Annotated in this window: 15 protein-coding genes; 5 read left to right on the top strand and 10 right to left on the bottom strand. The window is 74.3% G+C overall.

All coding sequences use genetic code 11. The features are described from left to right. Nucleotides 1–217: 217 nt before the first annotated feature. The 9 genes from C8E97_RS12660 to C8E97_RS12620 all read right to left on the bottom strand — a co-directional run bounded on the left by C8E97_RS12660 (nucleotide 218) and on the right by C8E97_RS12620 (nucleotide 8,583). Nucleotides 218–1,333, bottom strand: a complete 1,116-nt coding sequence (locus C8E97_RS12660; protein ID WP_121004941.1) for a DegT/DnrJ/EryC1/StrS family aminotransferase — start codon at nucleotides 1,331–1,333, stop codon at nucleotides 218–220. Then, entirely contained in the window at nucleotides 1,330–2,331 is a 1,002-nt protein-coding gene (locus C8E97_RS12655; protein ID WP_211346996.1) for an NAD-dependent epimerase/dehydratase family protein, read from the bottom strand. The genes C8E97_RS12660 and C8E97_RS12655 overlap by 4 nt, the downstream gene beginning before the upstream one ends. Continuing rightward, entirely contained in the window at nucleotides 2,328–2,930 is a 603-nt protein-coding gene (gene rfbC, locus C8E97_RS12650; protein ID WP_121004938.1) for a dTDP-4-dehydrorhamnose 3,5-epimerase, read from the bottom strand. Before rfbC ends, C8E97_RS12655 begins: the two co-directional genes overlap by 4 nt. Before the next feature lie 73 nt (nucleotides 2,931–3,003). After that, nucleotides 3,004–4,065 (bottom strand): Gfo/Idh/MocA family protein, encoded by a 1,062-nt coding sequence (locus C8E97_RS12645; protein ID WP_246018844.1) that lies wholly within the window; start codon nucleotides 4,063–4,065, stop codon nucleotides 3,004–3,006. A gap of 50 nt (nucleotides 4,066–4,115) precedes the next feature. Then, nucleotides 4,116–5,597, bottom strand: coding sequence for a sugar transferase (locus C8E97_RS12640; protein ID WP_121004932.1), 1,482 nt, complete (start codon nucleotides 5,595–5,597; stop codon nucleotides 4,116–4,118). 687 nt (nucleotides 5,598–6,284) lie between these two features. Beyond that, a complete protein-coding gene (locus C8E97_RS12635; protein WP_121004929.1) occupies nucleotides 6,285–6,506 on the bottom strand; it encodes an RNA-binding S4 domain-containing protein in 222 nt (73 codons plus the stop codon). Between the two features lie 93 nt (nucleotides 6,507–6,599). Further along, nucleotides 6,600–7,187 carry a G/U mismatch-specific DNA glycosylase gene (mug, locus tag C8E97_RS12630; RefSeq protein WP_121004926.1) on the bottom strand — a complete coding sequence of 196 codons (588 nt, stop codon included), beginning with the start codon at nucleotides 7,185–7,187 and terminating at the stop codon, nucleotides 6,600–6,602. A 56-nt stretch (nucleotides 7,188–7,243) separates the two neighbouring features. Continuing rightward, nucleotides 7,244–7,975: a copper resistance CopC family protein gene (locus C8E97_RS12625; RefSeq protein WP_121004923.1), complete on the bottom strand. Its 732-nt coding sequence runs from the start codon at nucleotides 7,973–7,975 to the stop codon at nucleotides 7,244–7,246. Nucleotides 7,976–7,995: 20 nt separating this feature from the next. Continuing rightward, a complete protein-coding gene (locus tag C8E97_RS12620; protein ID WP_211346995.1) occupies nucleotides 7,996–8,583 on the bottom strand; it encodes a hypothetical protein in 588 nt (195 codons plus the stop codon). Nucleotides 8,584–8,764: 181 nt separating this feature from the next. On the opposite strand from C8E97_RS12620, the gene C8E97_RS12615 reads away from it, so the two are divergent. The 5 genes from C8E97_RS12615 (at nucleotide 8,765) to C8E97_RS12595 (ending at nucleotide 15,911) form a co-directional block, all read left to right on the top strand. Continuing rightward, on the top strand, nucleotides 8,765–9,493 hold the full coding sequence (locus tag C8E97_RS12615) for a response regulator transcription factor (protein WP_121004920.1): 729 nt from the start codon (nucleotides 8,765–8,767) through the stop codon (nucleotides 9,491–9,493). Beyond that, nucleotides 9,471–10,910, top strand: a complete 1,440-nt coding sequence (locus C8E97_RS12610) for a sensor histidine kinase (protein WP_121004917.1) — start codon at nucleotides 9,471–9,473, stop codon at nucleotides 10,908–10,910. Before C8E97_RS12615 ends, C8E97_RS12610 begins: the two co-directional genes overlap by 23 nt. 164 nt (nucleotides 10,911–11,074) lie before the next feature. Beyond that, nucleotides 11,075–12,850 (top strand): ArnT family glycosyltransferase, encoded by a 1,776-nt coding sequence (locus tag C8E97_RS12605; protein ID WP_121004914.1) that lies wholly within the window; start codon nucleotides 11,075–11,077, stop codon nucleotides 12,848–12,850. A 38-nt stretch (nucleotides 12,851–12,888) separates the two neighbouring features. Next, nucleotides 12,889–14,100: a bifunctional glycosyltransferase family 2/GtrA family protein gene (locus tag C8E97_RS12600; RefSeq protein ID WP_246018843.1), complete on the top strand. Its 1,212-nt coding sequence runs from the start codon at nucleotides 12,889–12,891 to the stop codon at nucleotides 14,098–14,100. Beyond that, complete coding sequence (locus C8E97_RS12595; RefSeq protein WP_121004908.1) at nucleotides 14,097–15,911, top strand: ArnT family glycosyltransferase; 1,815 nt, start codon at nucleotides 14,097–14,099, stop codon at nucleotides 15,909–15,911. The genes C8E97_RS12600 and C8E97_RS12595 overlap by 4 nt, the downstream gene beginning before the upstream one ends. On the opposite strand, the gene C8E97_RS12590 is transcribed toward C8E97_RS12595, so the two are convergent. Beyond that, the gene (locus C8E97_RS12590; RefSeq protein WP_246018841.1) at nucleotides 15,904–16,722 is read right to left on the bottom strand and encodes an SGNH/GDSL hydrolase family protein; all 819 of its coding nucleotides are present in this window, start codon (nucleotides 16,720–16,722) and stop codon (nucleotides 15,904–15,906) included. The two genes, C8E97_RS12595 and C8E97_RS12590, sit on opposite strands and share 8 nt — an antisense overlap. Nucleotides 16,723–16,750 lie beyond the last annotated feature (28 nt).

Here is a 16,750-nt window from a genome sequence, read left to right as displayed (position 1 = left end):
GCCATTCCCCGCGACGCGACCTCGTCGCTCCGGAAGTCGATGCGTAATGTGAATCCGTTACGACAGCGGGGATCTCGATTGGGTGACGACCCGGCGGAGGGCGCGATCCGGGACGGGACCGACGATCCGCGCCGCCGCGACGGGTCCGCCGTGGACGCGAACGACGAGACCCGGTGGCCGGGATTCCCCACCGGCCACCGGGTCCGCGTGCCGCCCGCTAGGCGGTGGCGGCGGCGAGCGCCGCGACGACCTCGTCCTGCTCCTCGTCGGTCAGCCCCACGAAGTGCGGCAGGAGGATGTGGTCGGCCGCCACCCGCTCGGTCACCGGCAGCGACGGGGTGGCCTCCCCCGCGTGGTACACCGGTTCCAGGTGGCACGCGGTGATCCGCCTGGTCGCGACGCCCCGCAGCGCCATCGCGTTCATCACGTCGATCCGGGCGTGGCCCTTCAGCCGCACCAGGTACGACTGGTACACGTGCCCGAACCCGGCCGGCTCGTGCGGCGTGATCACCGACTCGTTGCCCGCCAGCAGCTCGTCGTACCGGGCGGCCAGCGCGCGGCGGGTCTTCACCACGTGGTCCAGCTTGCCGAGCTGCACCACGCCGACCGCGGCCTGGATGTCGGTCATCTTGTAGTTGAAGCCGACCTCGTCGTAGCTCTCCGCGATCACCGCCGTCGAGGTGTGCCGCGCCAGCGTGGAGACCGAGGCGGCGTGCGCCCGCAACGCCTTCAGCTTGGCGGCCACCTCGGCATCGTCGGTGGTGACGACGCCGCCCTCGCCGGTGGTGAGGATCTTGCGCGCGTCGAAGGAGAACACCGTGATGTCGCTGATCGCGCCGAGCCGGACGCCGTCGATGGTCGCGCCGTAAGCGGGCGCGGCGTCCTCGACCAGGTGCAGGCCGTGCCTGCGCGCGATGTCCTTGAGGGCGTGCAGGTCGGCGGGCAGCCCGATCTGCGACGCGGGCATGATCGCCTTGGTGCGCGGTGTGATCAGCCGTTCGACGTGCGCGGGGTCGATGTTGTAGGTGCGCTCGTCGATGTCGGCGAACACCGGGGTGGCCCCGGTGTAGCGGATCGAGTTCGGCGTCGCGATGAACGTGAACGACGGGCAGATCACCTCGTCGCCCGCGCCGACGCCCAGCGCCGCGAGCGCCAGGTGCAGCCCGGTGGTCGCGCTGTTCACGGCCACCGCGTGCGCCGCGCCGACCTGCTCGGCCACCAGCTGCTCGAACTTCGCCGCGCGCGGGCCGACCGACAGCCACCCGGACAGGACCGCCTCGGCGGCGGCGTCGGCCTCCTCCCGGCCGACGTACAGGCGGGTGATGGGGATCATCCGGCGGCTCCCTGGAGCTTCTGGTCGGCGGTCTCGGCTGCGGTCTCGGCGCGCCACCACGTCACGAGGTCCGCCAGTCCGTCGTGGAGCGCCACCCGCGCCTCGAAGCCGAGCTTCTCGCGGGCGGCGGCGGTGCTCGCCAGGCGGCGGGGCACCGCGTTGACCTTGCGCTCCGGGCCGTGCTCGGGCCGGAGGTCCGCGCGCCCCATGACGTCCAGCAGCGCGTCGGCGAGCTGGGCGAGGCTGGTCTCGACGCCGGAGGCGACGTTGAACACCTCGTCGGTGGCGTCGCTCTTGGCCGCCAGCACGTTGGCGCGGGCGATGTCGGAGATGTGGACGAAGTCCATCGTCTGGCTGCCGTCGCCGAGGATCAGCGGCGGGGTGCCCGCGGCGATGCGCTCCATCCAGCGCACCAGGACCTCGGTGTAGACGCCGAAGACGTCCATGCGCGGGCCGTACACGTTGAAGTAGCGCAGGCCGACGTAGTCCAGGCCGTACATCTCGTGGAAGCTGCGCAGCAGGCCCTCGTTGTAGACCTTGGCCGCGCCGTAGAGCGTGCGGTTGCCGTACGTGTGGTGGCCCTCCTCGGTCGGGAACACCTCGGCCAGGCCGTACACCGAGGCGGAGGAGGCGGCCACGACCTTCGTCACGTTCGCCCGCACGGCGGCTTCCAGCACGTTGAAGGTGCCGGTGGCCAGCACGTCGTGCGCCAGCCGCGGCTCCTCGGCGCACTGCGTGATCCGGATGGCAGCCTGGTGGAACACCAGGTCCACACCGTCCACAACGGACCGGACGGTGTCGACGTCGCGCAGGTCGCCCTCCACGAACCGCACCGCGCCGGCGGCCAGCGGGCCGGCGAGGTTCTCCAGCCGGCCGCGCACCAGGTTGTCCAGCACGACGATCTCGGCGACGCCCTCGTCGAGCAGGTGGTCGGCGATGGTCGAGCCGATGAGGCCCGCACCGCCGGTGATCAGGACACGTGCGTCACGCAGGTTCACGCTGATTCTCCGTAGTGGAACGCGGGGTCGGCCAGGTACGCCGCCAGGCTGGGGTTGCCGCTGTCCTTCGCGGACAGCGTCGGGTTCTCGATCGGCCACGGCACGGCCACGTCCGGGTCGTCCCACGCCAGCAGCCCCTCGGCCGCCGGGTTGTGGAAGCCGGTCGTCTTGTACTGCACCTCGGCGACGTCGGACAGCACCGCGAAGCCGTGCGCGAACTCCGGGCCCATCAGCAGTTGCGTCCGGTTGGTCGCCGACAGCTCGATGCCGAACCACTTGCCGAACGTGGGCGAGCCGACGCGGAGGTCGACCACCACGTCCCAGATCGCGCCGACCGTGCAGCGCACCAGGCGGTGCTGCGGCGCGAGGCCGTTCTGGAAGTGGAAGCCGCGCAGCACACCGCGCTGCGAGCGGGAGTGGTTGTCCTGCACGAAGTCCAGGTGCAGGCCGTGCTGCTCCCAGCGGCGCTTGCTGTAGGACTCGAAGAAAAAGCCACGCTCGTCCTCGAACCACTCCGGTTGGATGACGAACACGCCCTCGATGCCGGTCGGCGTGACCGTCATGTCCATGCCCTGCTTCCGGGCCGCCACCCCGGTCATGCGACCGCTCCGCCCGCGCCCGACGGGGCGAACCCGCGCCCCGCCACGTCCGTCGGCCTGCTCGCAAGCCCTATCACGCAACCGCCTCTTCCCACTCGGCCGGACGTACGTCCCGCACTGTCACGAACTCGCCGCCGGCGGCCAGGCTCGCCGACGCCGCTTCCAGGATGGCCAGCACCCGCAGTCCCGACCAGCCGTCGGTCAGCGGTGGGCGCTTCTCGGTGATCGAGGCCGCGAACTCCGCCATGACGCCGCGCAGCGCCTCGCGCTCGGGCAGCGCGGGCGCGACGGTGTCGCCGCGGCGGTAGGAGATGATCGCCTGCGTGCGCGCCTCGTCGCCCTCGATGACGTCCGCGCCCCGGTCGTGCACCGAGACGCGCTGGACCACGTTCAGGTCGTCCCACACCACGGTGCGGCGCGAGCCGCCCACGATCATGGTGCGGATCTTGGTCGGCGACAGCCAGTTCACGTGCACGTGGGCCAGCACGCCGTCGGACAGCTCCAGCGTCAGGTGCCCGATGCACGCGCGACCCGCGCCGATCGGGTCCGAGCCGTGCGCCGACACGCGCACCACGCGCACCCCGTCGGGCAGGATGGCGTCGAAGATCGACAGGTCGTGCGGCGCGAGGTCCCACAGCACGTCCACGTCCGGCTGCACGAGCCCGAGGTTGACCCGCACCGAGTCCAGGTACTGCACGGTGCCGATCTCGCCGCCGCGCACCAGCTCGCGCAGGTGCCGCACGGTCGGCGTGTAGACGAACGTGTGGTCGAGCATGAGCGTCAGGCCGCGCGACTCCGCTTCCCGCACCAGCTCCAGCCCCTCGGTGTACCCCGCCGCGAGCGGTTTCTCCACCAGCACGTGCTTCCCGGCGCGCAGCGCGGCCATCGCCACCGGCAGGTGCGTGGCGGCGGGCGTGGCGATCGCGACCGCGTCCACGGCCGGGTCGGCGAGCACGTCGTCCAGCGAGCCGGAGACCCGCACGGTCGAGTAGTCGCCGAGCACCCGGCGGGCGCGCTCGACGTCCAGGTCGCACAGGTAGCGCAGCTTCAGGCCGGGCGTCGCCTGTGCGTTGCGCACCAGGTTCGGCCCCCAGTAGCCGGCGCCGACGACGGCGATGCCGATCGGCTGGTCCATCTCCATCTCCTTGCCGCCGCCCCCGCTGGGAGACGTGCGTAGGCGGGTCATCAGTACGCCCCCTGGCCGCCGAAGACGGCCCGGAAGGTCTTCCAGAGGATCAGCGCGTCCAGCGCCAGCGACCAGTCCTCGACGTAGCGCAGGTCCAGCCGGACGGACTCCTCCCACGACAGGTCGCTGCGGCCGGACACCTGCCACAGCCCGGTGATCCCCGGCTTGACCAGCAGCCGCCGCCGCACGTCCGGCGCGTACCGCGCGCTCTCCTCCGGCAGCGGCGGCCGCGGCCCGACCAGTGACATGGACCCGGCGACCACGTTGAACAGCTGCGGCAGCTCGTCCAGCGAGTAGCGGCGCAGCACGCGGCCGACGGCGGTGACCCTGGGGTCGCGCCGCATCTTGAACAGCACGCCCGCGCCCTCGTTGACCTTCTCCAACCGGGCGCGCAGCGCGTCGGCGTTGGTCACCATCGTGCGGAACTTGACGATCGTGAACGGCTTGCCGCCCTTGCCGACGCGCCGCTGCTTGTAGAGCACCGGTCCCCTGGTGTCGATGGTGATCGCCACCGCGCACGCCAGCAGCACCGGCGCGAGCAGCCCGATCAGCACCAGCGAGCCGACCTTGTCCACCAGGGTCTTGACCACCCGGCGGAACCCGGTGAACGACGGCTCGGTGACCCGCAGCAGCGGCATCCCCAGCACGCCGGTGACGTGCAGGCGCGGACCGGCGAAGTCCATCAGGGCGGCGGCGACGACCATCTCCGCGCCGGTGCCCTCCAGGTCCCACGCGAGCTGCTGGAGCCGCCGGGGCGTCCAGTAGGCGTCCGGCGTGACGGCCACGATCCGGTAGCCGCCGCGGCGCACCTGCTCGGCCAGCTCGCCGAACCGGCCCACCACGGGTATGCCGTCCAGCTCGACGCCGACGTCCGCCCGACCGTCCACGGTGCACAGCGCGTCGACGCGCCACCCGAGGTGCGGCGCGCGGCGGGTGCGGTCGATCAGGTCCTTGACGGTGACGACGTTGCCCGCCGCGAGCACCGGCAACAGGCACTTGCCCTCGCCGCGCGCCCGGTGCAGCGGGCGGCGCAGCGCGTACCGGACGGGGAACGCCACCAGCGCGATCGCCGGGCCCACCGCGAACACCCACAGCCGCGCGCCCGGCATCCCGGCGGCCAGCGCGCCCAGGCCCAGCGCGACGACCGACCCGAACAGGCCGCGACCCAGGCGGCGGAACTCCTCCGCGCCCTGGCCGAGCACCGTCGTGCTCCACGCCCGGTTCAGGCACAGCGAGCCGAGGACGATGACGACCGTGACCGCTTCCAGGGCGAACAGGGGCAACGGGCCGTAGGAGAGGTGGTTGGCCGAGAGCACCGCGCCGCCGAGGACCACGACGAGCACGGTGGAGACGACGTCGGCGGCGATGACGCCGTACCGGTAGGCGGGTTCCCAACTGCCCACCGTGGGGTGGGTCGTGCGGTCGGCCGTCGTCACCCCCGCGACCGCTCTGCGTCGCGTGGGCCGGACCTGCTCGCTCATCGCTGTGCTCCCCCGGTTGGGCCGGTTCGGACGTGCAACATCGCAGGGCATCCCCGACGGACCCGCGTGTGGTTCGGCAATTGTGCGGTCGGTGTTTTCCCGACGCGCAAACCGTCATTCGTCCCGCCGGGCCGGGGCGTTACACACACAGTGAACAAGGGGTCGGGGCGACGATTCCCGCGGTCCCGCGCCGCTCACCCCGAGGGAGCCGCCGAGCGCCGGGCTGTCACCGAAACGGCGGAACGCGATAAATCCTGGCGAGCGCCCGTCGTTTCCGCCCCGCGGTGCCACATGGGTGGTCGCACGCACGAGCGGGCAGATCAATCGAATCTGGGACGGCGTCCGTTACACCCGTTTCCGGTCCGTTGTGGAAGGGCTCGCGGAAAAGCACCCCAGGTACCCCTCGAAGTGCCGACCCGGTCCGCCGGGATCACCCATTCACGGGATGGAATAAGCTATTCGGCGTAACGTTCCGGGCGGCCGGGGCCACGTCGCCGCAAATGGGCCCGGCACCGGACCGGAACGGCGGTGACCCACTTCACCCCGTGACCGGGGCGGCCCGCCGGCCGCCATTTCGGTGATCGGACGAGCGCGGCGTGCACCCGGCGGCGGACGGCGGTGGTGCGCTCGGACGCGCCCGCCCGGGGGACGCCGAGCACACGCGGCGTGACCGACGACACGCCGCCCCTACCGGTTCGCGACGAGCCTGGCCTTCTCCGCGCCGACCGCGATCACGTCGCCGTCGTGCAGCTGCGCACCGCGCCGCTCCTCGACCCGCCCGTTGACGGTGACCTCGCCGTCCTCGACGAGTTCGCGGGCGTGCGCGCCGTTCTCCGCCAGGCCGGCCAGCTTGAGGAACTGGCCGAGCCGGATCATGTCGTCGGAGATCTCCACCTCGCGGATGCGCATCGCCCCATCATCCCGCACCACCGGGCGGCGGGCCGCGCGCGCACCCGGATCGGGTTCACCCGGATGCCGCCGGGTCGCGGCGGCGGACCGGTCCTACGAGGACCGCTCGACCGCCGACCGCAGTTCACCGAACACCGCGGCGAGGTCCGCCAGCCGGTAGTGGGCGTTCAACCCGCTGGGGTTGGGCAGCACCCACAGGCGCGAGTCGGCGATCGCCTCGGGCTGCGGTCCGACCCGCGCGGCGCGGCGGTCGAACGCCGTGCGGTAGGCCGTGATCCCGACGACCGCCACCACCCTGGGCCGGTGGCTCGCCGCGAGCGCGGTCAGCCGCGCGCCACCGGCCCGCAACTCCTCGGCCGTCAGCTCGTCGGCCTTCGCGGTGGGGCGGGCGACCAGGTTCGTGATGCCCAGGCCGTACCGGGGCAGCTCGTCCTGCTCGGCGGGCGTCAGCAGGCGCGGCGTGAAGCCGGACAGGTGCAGCGCGGGCCAGAAGCGGTTGCCCGGCCGGGCGAAGTGCTGCCCCTTGGCGGCGGAGAGCAGGCCGGGGTTGATGCCGCAGAACAGCACGTCCAGGTCCGGCGCGAGCACGTCGGGCAGGGTCGCGCGATCACCGCCGGCACGACCGGTCGCCGGCGCCTGCTCGGTGTCGCGGGTCGGCTGCCTGTCCGGTCCGGCGGTCATGCGCCCACGGTAGTGGGGACGCCGCCGGTGCCGGTGGGGCGGTCGTGCCGCCCGCGTCAGCCGGTCCCGTTCGGCGGCGTCCCGTTCGGCGGCGTTCCGCCCGGTGGCGTGCCGTCCGGGCGGCGGCGCTTGAGCAGCACGGCGACCACCACGCCCGCCACGAGCAGCAGCAGCGCGCTGGTGATCCACACCCACGCCGACGGCCCGCTGCCGCCGCCGGTCCCGCCGGTCGTCGGCGCCGCCGTGGCGAACCCGGAGAACGTCGACAGCTCCGGGCCGGTGGTGGTCGCGGTGGACGCGGCGGAGGTGGGCGCTGCGGAGGTGGGCGCTGCGGAGGCTGGCGCGGTCGGCGGGGTGGACGTGCCCTCCGGCGCGGTCGTGGGCGTGCCGGGCGCGAGCGCGGGTGTCGGCGGCACGGCGGTGGGCCCCGTGAGGGTGAAGGTCGTCGCGCCGTCGACGTAGTGCCCGTCCAGCCCGACGACCTGCCAGGCCAGCGCGTACCGGCCGGGCGGTGCCGCGTCCGGGGCGACCGGCACGGTGAGGGTGGCGCCGGACGCGGTGATCTCGCCGGTCCGCCACCGCGTCCCGTCCGGTGCGGTCACCGTGACGATGGCGCTCTCGGCGGGCACCGGGTCGGTGAACGTCAGCGTCAGCGTGGTCGGCGGCCCGGTCAGGCTCGCACCGTCCGCCGGGTCGCCTGCCACGAGTTCGGTGTGGGCGTACGCCGGTGGCATCGTCCCGAGCAGCGCGCACGCCGCCACGAGTGCCGAGAGCGCCAGTCGCTTCATACCGGACAGTTCTACCGCTTCTAGCGGGTGGGTGGTTGCCCCTGTTGGTCGCCTTGTCCGGTGCCCGGCTGATCCCGACCGTCGCCCTGACCGGGCTGCGGCCGGCCGTCGCCCCGACCCGGCTGCTGCCGGTTGCCCGGCCCGCCACGGGCGTTGGCCTCCACGACGGTGTCGGCGGTGCTCCCGTCGGTGGACAGCACCATGACGTCGTCGCCCTGCGCGAGACCGCTCGCGCCCTGCGCGCCGTTGACCGCCGTGTCGTCGGTGAGCCGGTAGGTCCGGGTGAAGCCGTCGGTGCTCTTGACTGTGAGCGAGGTGTCGGAGACCTCGGTCACCTCCCCGTTCTGGAACTCGCCGTGCGGCTTGTCGCCGAACGGGCCGCCGCCGGCGACCACCAGGCCGGGACCGCCCACCACGTTGCCGCGCGGACCGCCCAGCCGGGCCGCGTCGGAGTTGCTCGCCGCGTAGATGACCCCTCCGCCCACGGCGGCGATGCCCACGGCGACCGCGACCGCCGCGAGGGTTCTCCGGCCGGACCGGCGCGGTCCGGGTTCGGCGGCCTCCGGCGGCGGCTCGCCCCAGGTCGGGTTCTCGGTTTCGGTAGTCATGCCGACCACGGTGTCGGCGGACCCTGTGCGTGGGCTGTGCGGTCGTTGGGCGCGGGCTGTGCGTACGGCGCGGGCTGTGCGGCACGGGCTGTGCGCGGGCTGTGCGGCGCGGTGTGCGTTTCACAGCCGACGCACAGGATGCGCACAGGTCGGCCTCAAGGGCGCGCCCGATGATGCCGGTATGCGCGCGGTGAAGTCCCCTGAACTCCGTCGTCCGGACGGGAGCCCGGTCCGGGTCCTCGTGGTGGACGACGAGTCCACGCTGGCCGAGTTGATGTCGATGGCCCTGCGGATGGAGAAGTGGGAGGTCCGCACCGCGCTCGACGGCGCGTCGGCGGTGCGGGTCGCGCGGGAGTTCCGGCCCGACGTCGTGGTGCTCGACGTGATGCTGCCCGACTTCGACGGGTTGGAGGTGCTGCGGCGGCTGCGGGCCGACGCGCCCGCGCTGCCCGTGCTGTTCCTCACCGCGAAGGACGCCGTCGAGGACCGCATCGCCGGGCTGACCGCCGGTGGCGACGACTACGTGACCAAGCCGTTCAGCCTTGAGGAGGTGGTGCTGCGGCTGCGGGGCCTGCTGCGCCGCACCGGGGTCACCGAGGCGTCCGCAGGCACCGAGCTGGTGGTCGGCGACCTCGTGCTGGACGAGGAGACCCGCGAGGTGCGGCGCGGCGGCACGGCGGTCGAGCTGACGGCCACCGAGTTCGAGCTGCTGCGGTTCCTGATGCGCAACCCCAGGCGGGTGCTGAGCAAGGCCCGGATCCTGGACCGCGTGTGGAGCTACGACTTCGGCGGCCAGGCCAACATCGTGGAGCTCTACATCTCCTACCTGCGCAAGAAGATCGACGCGGGCCGCGCGCCGATGATCCACACGATGCGGGGCGCGGGCTATGTCCTCAAGCCTGCGCCCTGAGCGCTGGTCCCTGCGCACCCGCCTGGTCGTCGAGCAGGTGGTGCTGATCGCGGTCGTGTGCGCGGGCATCGGCGTCATCAGCGTCGTGGCCCTGCGGGACTTCCTGGTCGAACGGCTCGACCAGCAGCTGTACGAGTCCGCCGCGCGGGTCGAGCGCGGCGTGCCGCCGATGCCCGGCCTGCCGCCGCCCAGCCCGCTGGACCGGCCGGGGTTCCGGCCCGGCACGCTGGTCGCGTACATCCGCCCGGACAGCATCGACGCGGCCCGGCTGCGGCCCGGCGGCGACGACCCCGAGAACCTGCCGGTGGCGGAGCTGGCCGCGCTGTCGTCCGTGCCGTCCGACGCCCGGCCGCACACCGTGCACCTGAGCGAGCAGCTGCGCGACTACCGCGTGATCGCCGTGCGGGCGCTGGACGGCACGGTGGTCGTCACGGGGCTGCCGATGGCCGACGTGGACGGCGTCGTGTGGCAGGCCGGGCTCATCGTCGGCGGGGTGGCGCTGGCCGGGCTGGTGGCGGTGAGCCTCGCGGGCGCGGTCATCATCGGGCGGACCCTGCGGCCGCTGGAGCGGGTGGCCGCCACGGCGGGCCGGGTGGCGGAACTGCCGCTGCACCGGGGCGAGGTGGCGCTCGCCGAGCGGGTGCCCGCGCGGGACGCCGACCCCGACACCGAGGTGGGGCAGGTCGGGCAGGCGCTCAACCGGATGCTCGACCACGTGGGCGACGCCCTCAAGGCCCGCTACGCCAGCGAGACGCGGGTGCGGCAGTTCGTGGCCGACGCCGGCCACGAGCTGCGCACCCCGCTGGCCGCCATCCGCGGCTACGCCGAGCTGACCCGCCGCACCACCGACGAGGTGCCGCCGCGCATCGGCCACGCCATGCGCCGGGTCGAGTCGGAGGCGGTGCGGATGACCTCGCTGGTGGAGGACCTGCTGCTGCTGGCCCGGCTGGACGCGGGCCGCCCGCTGGCGCGCGACGAGGTCGACCTGTCCCGCGTGGTCGTGGACGGGGTGAGCGACGCCCGCATCGCCGGACCGGACCACGACTGGCGGCTGGAGCTGCCGCCGGTGCCGGTGGCGGTGCGCGGCGACGAGCACAAGTTGCAGCAGGTGCTGGCGAACCTGTTGTCCAACGCCCGCACCCACACGCCACCGGGCACGACGGTGACCACGGCGCTGCGGAGGTGCCCCGACGGCGTCGCGCTGACCGTCACCGACGACGGGCCGGGCATCCCCGCCGAGCTCCAGCCCGAGGTGTTCGAGCGGTTCGCGCGCGGCGACACGTCCCGGTCGCGGGCCGCCGGCAGCACGGGGCTCGGCCTGTCCATCGTCGCGGCGGTCGTGGCGGCGCACGACGGCGGCGTGTCGGTCGACAGCCGGCCGGGCGGCACGACGTTCACCGTGCGGCTGCCGGGCTGACTCCGGCCCACGACCCCACCGGAGGACGGCAGCCGCGACGAAAGCGACCGCGCCGCTCGGCCCGTCGTGCCCGTCGTGCCCGTCGTGTGCGGACAACCCGCCGCACAGGCCGCTCACAGCGTGGGCACAAGGAGCACCCAGCACGCGCCGCCACGCTCGGGGCCATGCGAGCGCGACTACCCCTGTTGCTGTTGCTGGCCGGTTCCGCCGTGCTGTACCTGTGGCGCCTGGGCGATTCCGGGTGGGCCAACGCCTACTACTCCGCCGCCGCCCAGGCCGGCGCGCGGAGCTGGTCGGCGTGGTTCTTCGGCGCGACCGACCCGGCCGGCTCGATCACGGTCGACAAGACGCCGGCCGCCACCTGGGTGATGGGCCTGTCGGCCCGCCTGTTCGGCGTCAACCCCTGGAGCATCCTGGTACCGCAGGCGCTGATGGGCGTGGCGAGCGTGGGCCTGCTGCACGCCGCGGTGAAGCGCACGGCGGGCGAGGCCGCCGGGCTGATCGCGGGCGCGGTGCTGGCGCTGACCCCGGCGGCCGTGCTGATGTTCCGGTTCAACAACCCCGACGCGTTGCTGGTGCTGCTGCTGGTCGCGGGCGCGTACTGCGTGGTGCGGTCCACCGAGCGGGCGTCCTGGCGGTGGTTGGCGCTCGCCGGCGCCGCGGTCGGGTTCGCGTTCCTGACCAAGATGCTCCAGGCGTTCCTGGTGCTGCCCGCGTTCGGCCTGGTGTACCTGGTGGCCGCGCCCGCCGCGATGACGCGGAAGCTGTGGCACCTCGCCGGGGCGCTGGGCGCGGTGGTCGTCGCGGGTGGCTGGTGGGTGCTGGCGGTGGAGCTGACGCCGTCCGGCTCCCGGCCCCACATCGGCGGGTCGCAGCGCGACAGCGTGCTCGAACTCGCGTTGGGCTACAACGGCTTGGGCCGGCTCACCGGCGAGGAGGTCGGCAGCGTCGGCGGTGGCGGCGGCTGGGGCACGACCGGCTGGAGCCGGCTGCTCGGCCCGGAGATGGGCGGCCACATCGCGTGGCTGCTGCCGACCGCCGCGGTGCTGCTGGTCGCCGGGTGCTGGGCGGCGGACCGGCGGGGGCGGACGGGGCTGGCGCTGTGGGGCGGGTGGCTGGTGGTCACCGCGGCGGTGTTCAGCTTCATGAACGGGATCATCCACCCCTACTACACGGTGGCCCTCGCGCCGGCGATCGGCGCGATCACCGGCATCGGCGCGACGGCGCTGTGGCAGCGGCGGCGGGAACCCGTGGCGGGCGCGGCGCTCTCGGGCGCGCTCGCCGTCACGGCCCTCCAGTGCTACCTGCTGCTGCTGGGCTGGTCGGCCGGGCTCGCCGCGGTCGTGCTGTTCCTGGGGCTGCCGGCCGCGGTGGGGCTGTTCCTGTCCGCGGTCGCGCCGCCGGCCGTCGTGGTGCCCGTCGCCGTGGCGGCCACGCTGCTCGGGCCGGGCGCGTACTCGGTCGCCACGGCCTCGTCACCGCACTCGGGCGCGATACCCAGCGCCGGGCCGGACCGCGGCCTGCCCGGCGGCGGCGGCGGCGTGGTGGTCATCGGTCCGGGCGGAGGGCCCAACGGCGGCGGCCTGCTCAGCGCGCCGAAGCCCGGCCCGGCGCTGGTCGCGCTGCTGCGCGGCGCCGGGTCCCGGTGGGCCGCCGCGACGGTCGGGTCGAACAACGCGGCGGGCTACCAGTTGGACAGCGGGGTGCCGGTGATGGCCGTGGGCGGCTTCAACGGCACCGACCCCGCGCCCACGCCGGAGCGGTTCCAGGAGCTGGTCCGAAGTGGACAGATCCGCTACTTCCTCGGCGGCGCGGGCATCCCCGCCGAGTCCGGCAGCGACGCGTCCGAGCGGATCGCCGAGTGGGTCGCGGACCACTTCACCGCCGCCACCGTGGACGACGTCGCCGTCTACGACCTCACAGCGGGCGCACAGCGATGACACACCGCGAACCCAGCGACGCCGCCGAGGCTGACGACATGACACTCGCGACGCTCACGACGACCCCCGTGCTCGACGTGGTGGTCCCCGTGCACAACGAGGAACGCGACCTGGCGCCGTGCGTGCGCGCGCTGCACGCCGACCTGACCCGGACCTTCCCCTACCGGTTCCGCATCACCATCGCGGACAACGCCAGCACGGACGGCACGCGGGAGGTCGCCGACGCGCTGGCGCGCGAGTTCGACGACGTGGTCGCGCTCCACCTGGCGCAGAAGGGCCGCGGCCGGGCGCTGTCCGCCGCGTGGTCGGCCTCCGACGCGCCCGTGCTGGCCTACATGGACGTCGACCTGTCCACCGACCTCGCCGCGCTCGCGCCCCTGGTCGCGCCGCTGCTGTCCGGCCACTCCGACATCGCGATCGGCAGCCGCCTGGCGCGCGGCGCGCGGGTGGTGCGCGGGCCGAAGCGGGAGTTCATCTCCCGCTGCTACAACCTGATCCTGCGCGGCGCGCTCGCCACCCGGTTCTCCGACGCCCAGTGCGGGTTCAAGGCGATCCGGGCGGACGTCGCCCGCCGGCTGCTGCCGCACGTGGAGGACACCGGCTGGTTCTTCGACACCGAGCTGCTGGTGCTCGCCGAGCGGGCGGGCGCGCGGATCCACGAGGTGCCGGTGGACTGGGTGGACGACCCGGACAGCCGGGTCGACGTCGTGGCCACGGCCGTCGCCGACCTCAAGGGCGTGGCGCGGGTCGCGCGCGGCCTGCTCACCGGCCGCATCCCGGTCGCCGAGCTGCGCGCGCAGCTCGGCAGGCGTCCGCTGGAGCCCGCGACGCCCGGCGTGCCGCGCGGGCTGCTGCGCCACCTGGTCCGGTTCGCCGCCGTCGGCGTCGCCTCGACGCCGGCCTACCTGCTGCTGTTCGTGCTGCTGCGCGGCGGCCTCGGCGCGCAGGGCGCGAACCTGGTGGCGCTGTCGGCGACCGCGATCGTTAACACCGCCGCGAACCGCCGCTTCACCTTCGGCGTGCGGGGCAGGCGCGGCGCGGGCCGCCACCAGTTCGAGGGGCTGCTCGTGTTCGGCCTGTGCCTGGGCCTCACCAGCGGCTCGCTCGCCCTGCTGCACCACTTCTCCGCGCCCGGCGGACCGGCGGAGCTCGCCGTCGTCGTGGGCGCGAACCTGTTCGCCACCGTCCTGCGGTTCCTGTTGCTGCGCAACTGGGTCTTCCGCAACCGTCCCCTGGAGCCCACGCCATGACCGCCACCCTCGCGGCGTCGCCGCCCGCACCACCCGCACCGCGCGCCACGCGCGGTCGGACGACCCCGGCGCTGGTCGTGCTGCTGGTCGGCACCGCGGCGCTGTACCTGTGGAACATCACCGACTCGGGCTGGGGCAACAGCTACTACGCCGCCGCGACCCAGGCCGGCGCGCAGAGCTGGACGGCGTGGCTGTTCGGCGGGCTGGACGCGGGTGGCGTGATCACGGTCGACAAGCCGCCCGCCGCGCTGTGGGTGAGCGGGTTGTTCGCCCGCGTCCTCGGGTTCTCCAGCTGGACCGCCCTCGCGCCGCAGGCGATCGAGGGCGTGCTGGCCGTGTGGCTGCTGTACGCGACGGTGAAGCGGACGTCCGGCGCGGTAGCCGGGCTGCTGGCGGGCACGGCGCTGGCCCTGACCCCGGTGGCGGTGCTGGTGTTCCGGTTCAACCTGCCGGACGCGCTGCTGGTGCTGCTGATGGTCGCGGGCGCGTACTGCACGGTGCGCGCGCTGGAGCGCGCGTCGTGGCGCTGGTTGGCGCTGGCCGGTGTGGCGGTCGGGTTCGCGTTCCTGGCGAAGATGGGCCAGGCGTTCCAGGTGCTGCCCGCGTTCGCGGTGGCCTACCTGGTGGCCGCGCCGACGACGCTCGGGAAGCGGGTGCTGCACCTGCTGGGCGCGGGCGTCGCCGTGGTCGCGTCCGCCGGGTGGTTCATCGCGCTGGTGGAGCTGTGGCCGGCGGGCTCGCGGCCCTACATCGGTGGTTCGGGCAGCGACTCGCTGTGGCAGTTGGCCGTGGGCTACAACGGGTTGGGCCGGCTGTTCGGCGGTGGCCGCGGCGGCGTGGCGGCCGGGGACGGCAACGGCAACATCGCGTTCGGCGGCGACGCGGGCATCGGGCGGCTGTTCGGCGCGAGCATGGGCGCGGAGATCTCGTGGCTGCTGCCCGCCGCGCTGGTCGGGCTGGGCGCGGGGCTGTGGTTCACGCGCCGAGCGCCGCGCACCGACCGCACGCGCGCCGCGCTGCTGATGTGGGGCCTGTGGGTGGTGGTGAACGGCGTCGTCTTCAGCCTCATGAGCGGCATCACGCACCCGTACTACACGGTGGCCGTCGCGCCGGGCGTGGCGGCGATCGTGGCCATCGCCGGTCGGGAGATGTGGCGGGGACGGGCGCACGCGCCGGTGCGCGTGGCGCTGGCCGTGCTGGTCGCCGCCGCCGGGTTCTGGGGCTGCGCGCTGCTCGTGCGGTACCCGGACTGGCTGCCCGCGCTGCGGTGGGTCGTGGCGGCGCTGACCGTGGTGGTCGCCACCGCGATCGCGCTCGGCGCGAAGCGGACCGCCGTGCTGGCCGTCGGCACGGCCCTGGCGTCGTCCGCGGCGTTCGGGGTGGCGACGGCAGGCACCGCGCACGGCGGCTCCATCCCCCTGTCCGGTCCCGCCGCGGACACGGCCGACCAGGGCAGCGGTGACGGCGCGGTCGTGGCGGGCGGGCCGGAGCACACCCCGCGGGAGGTGGTGGACCTGCTCCGGGCCACCACCGGCACGTGGGCCGCCGCGACGGTCAGCGCGCAGGCCGCGTCGACGCTGTCGCTGGCCAGCGGCAAGGCGGTCATCGGCATCGGCGGCTGGAGCGGCGGCGACCCCGCGCCCACGCTGGAGGAGTTCCAGCGGTACGTGCGGGACGGCCGGGTCGGCTACTTCGTGGTCGGCCCGCAGGTCGGTCCGGGCGGCAATCGCTCCAACGACATCGCCGACTGGGTCGCGGACAACTACGCGGCCACGACGGTCGACGGCACGACCGTCTACCGGCTCAGCTAGCGCGTTCCGCCTCGGCGGGGCGGTGGCCGCGCACGTCGGCCGCCGCCCCGCGCCCCGCCTCGCCGAACCACGACCGCCACAGGACGGCCGCCGCGTGCGGCACGAGGTCCCGGCCGCGCCGCCACAGCCACGGGACGCCCTTGAACACCAGCCACGCCGCGTGGTGCAGCGGCGTGACCCGGATGCCGCCGGTGCACTCCAGGCCGACCGGCGGGCCGACCTCGCAGCCCTGCTCCGCGAGGCGGCGCGCGAACGCCCGCGCCAGCTTCCGGTGCCCCAGCTCCGACGGGTGCAGCCGGTCCACCGCCCACGTCTCCACCGCGTACGCGCCGTCCACCAGGTCCAGGTCGACGCACCCGACGCCGTGCCGCCGCACCACCGCGTCGACGACCTCGTTCAGCTCGGAGACCCGCGCGGACAGCGCCCGGCGCAGCGGTCCGGGCAGCCGGAACACCCGGCTGTGGTCGTGGAACCGCACCGTCACCACCGACGCGCCCGCCGACACCAGCGCGCCGACGACCGCGTCCATGTCCTCGTGCAGCCGGACGGCGTCGAAGTCCGACCGCAGCGCGTCGTTCATGCCCACCAGCAGCACCGCCGCGTCGGGGCGCGCCCGCAGCGCGGCCGGCAGCTGCTCGTGCCGCACCGACGCGACCCGCGCGCCGGTGAACGAGGGGTTCAGGTAGCGCGCCTCCGGAAAGGACGCCGCGAGCAGCGGACCGACACCCCGCCACCCGCCGCGGACCGGGTCGCCGACCCCGACCGCCGTCGAATCACCCAGGACCACCAGGCTGCGCACCGCTTTGGCCACGCGTCGACGATCGCGCAGCGACGTGTCC

Source organism: Saccharothrix australiensis, assembly GCF_003634935.1.
In the GTDB taxonomy this organism is placed as follows: domain Bacteria; phylum Actinomycetota; class Actinomycetes; order Mycobacteriales; family Pseudonocardiaceae; genus Actinosynnema; species Actinosynnema australiense.
This window is presented reverse-complemented; position numbering and strand designations above follow the sequence as displayed.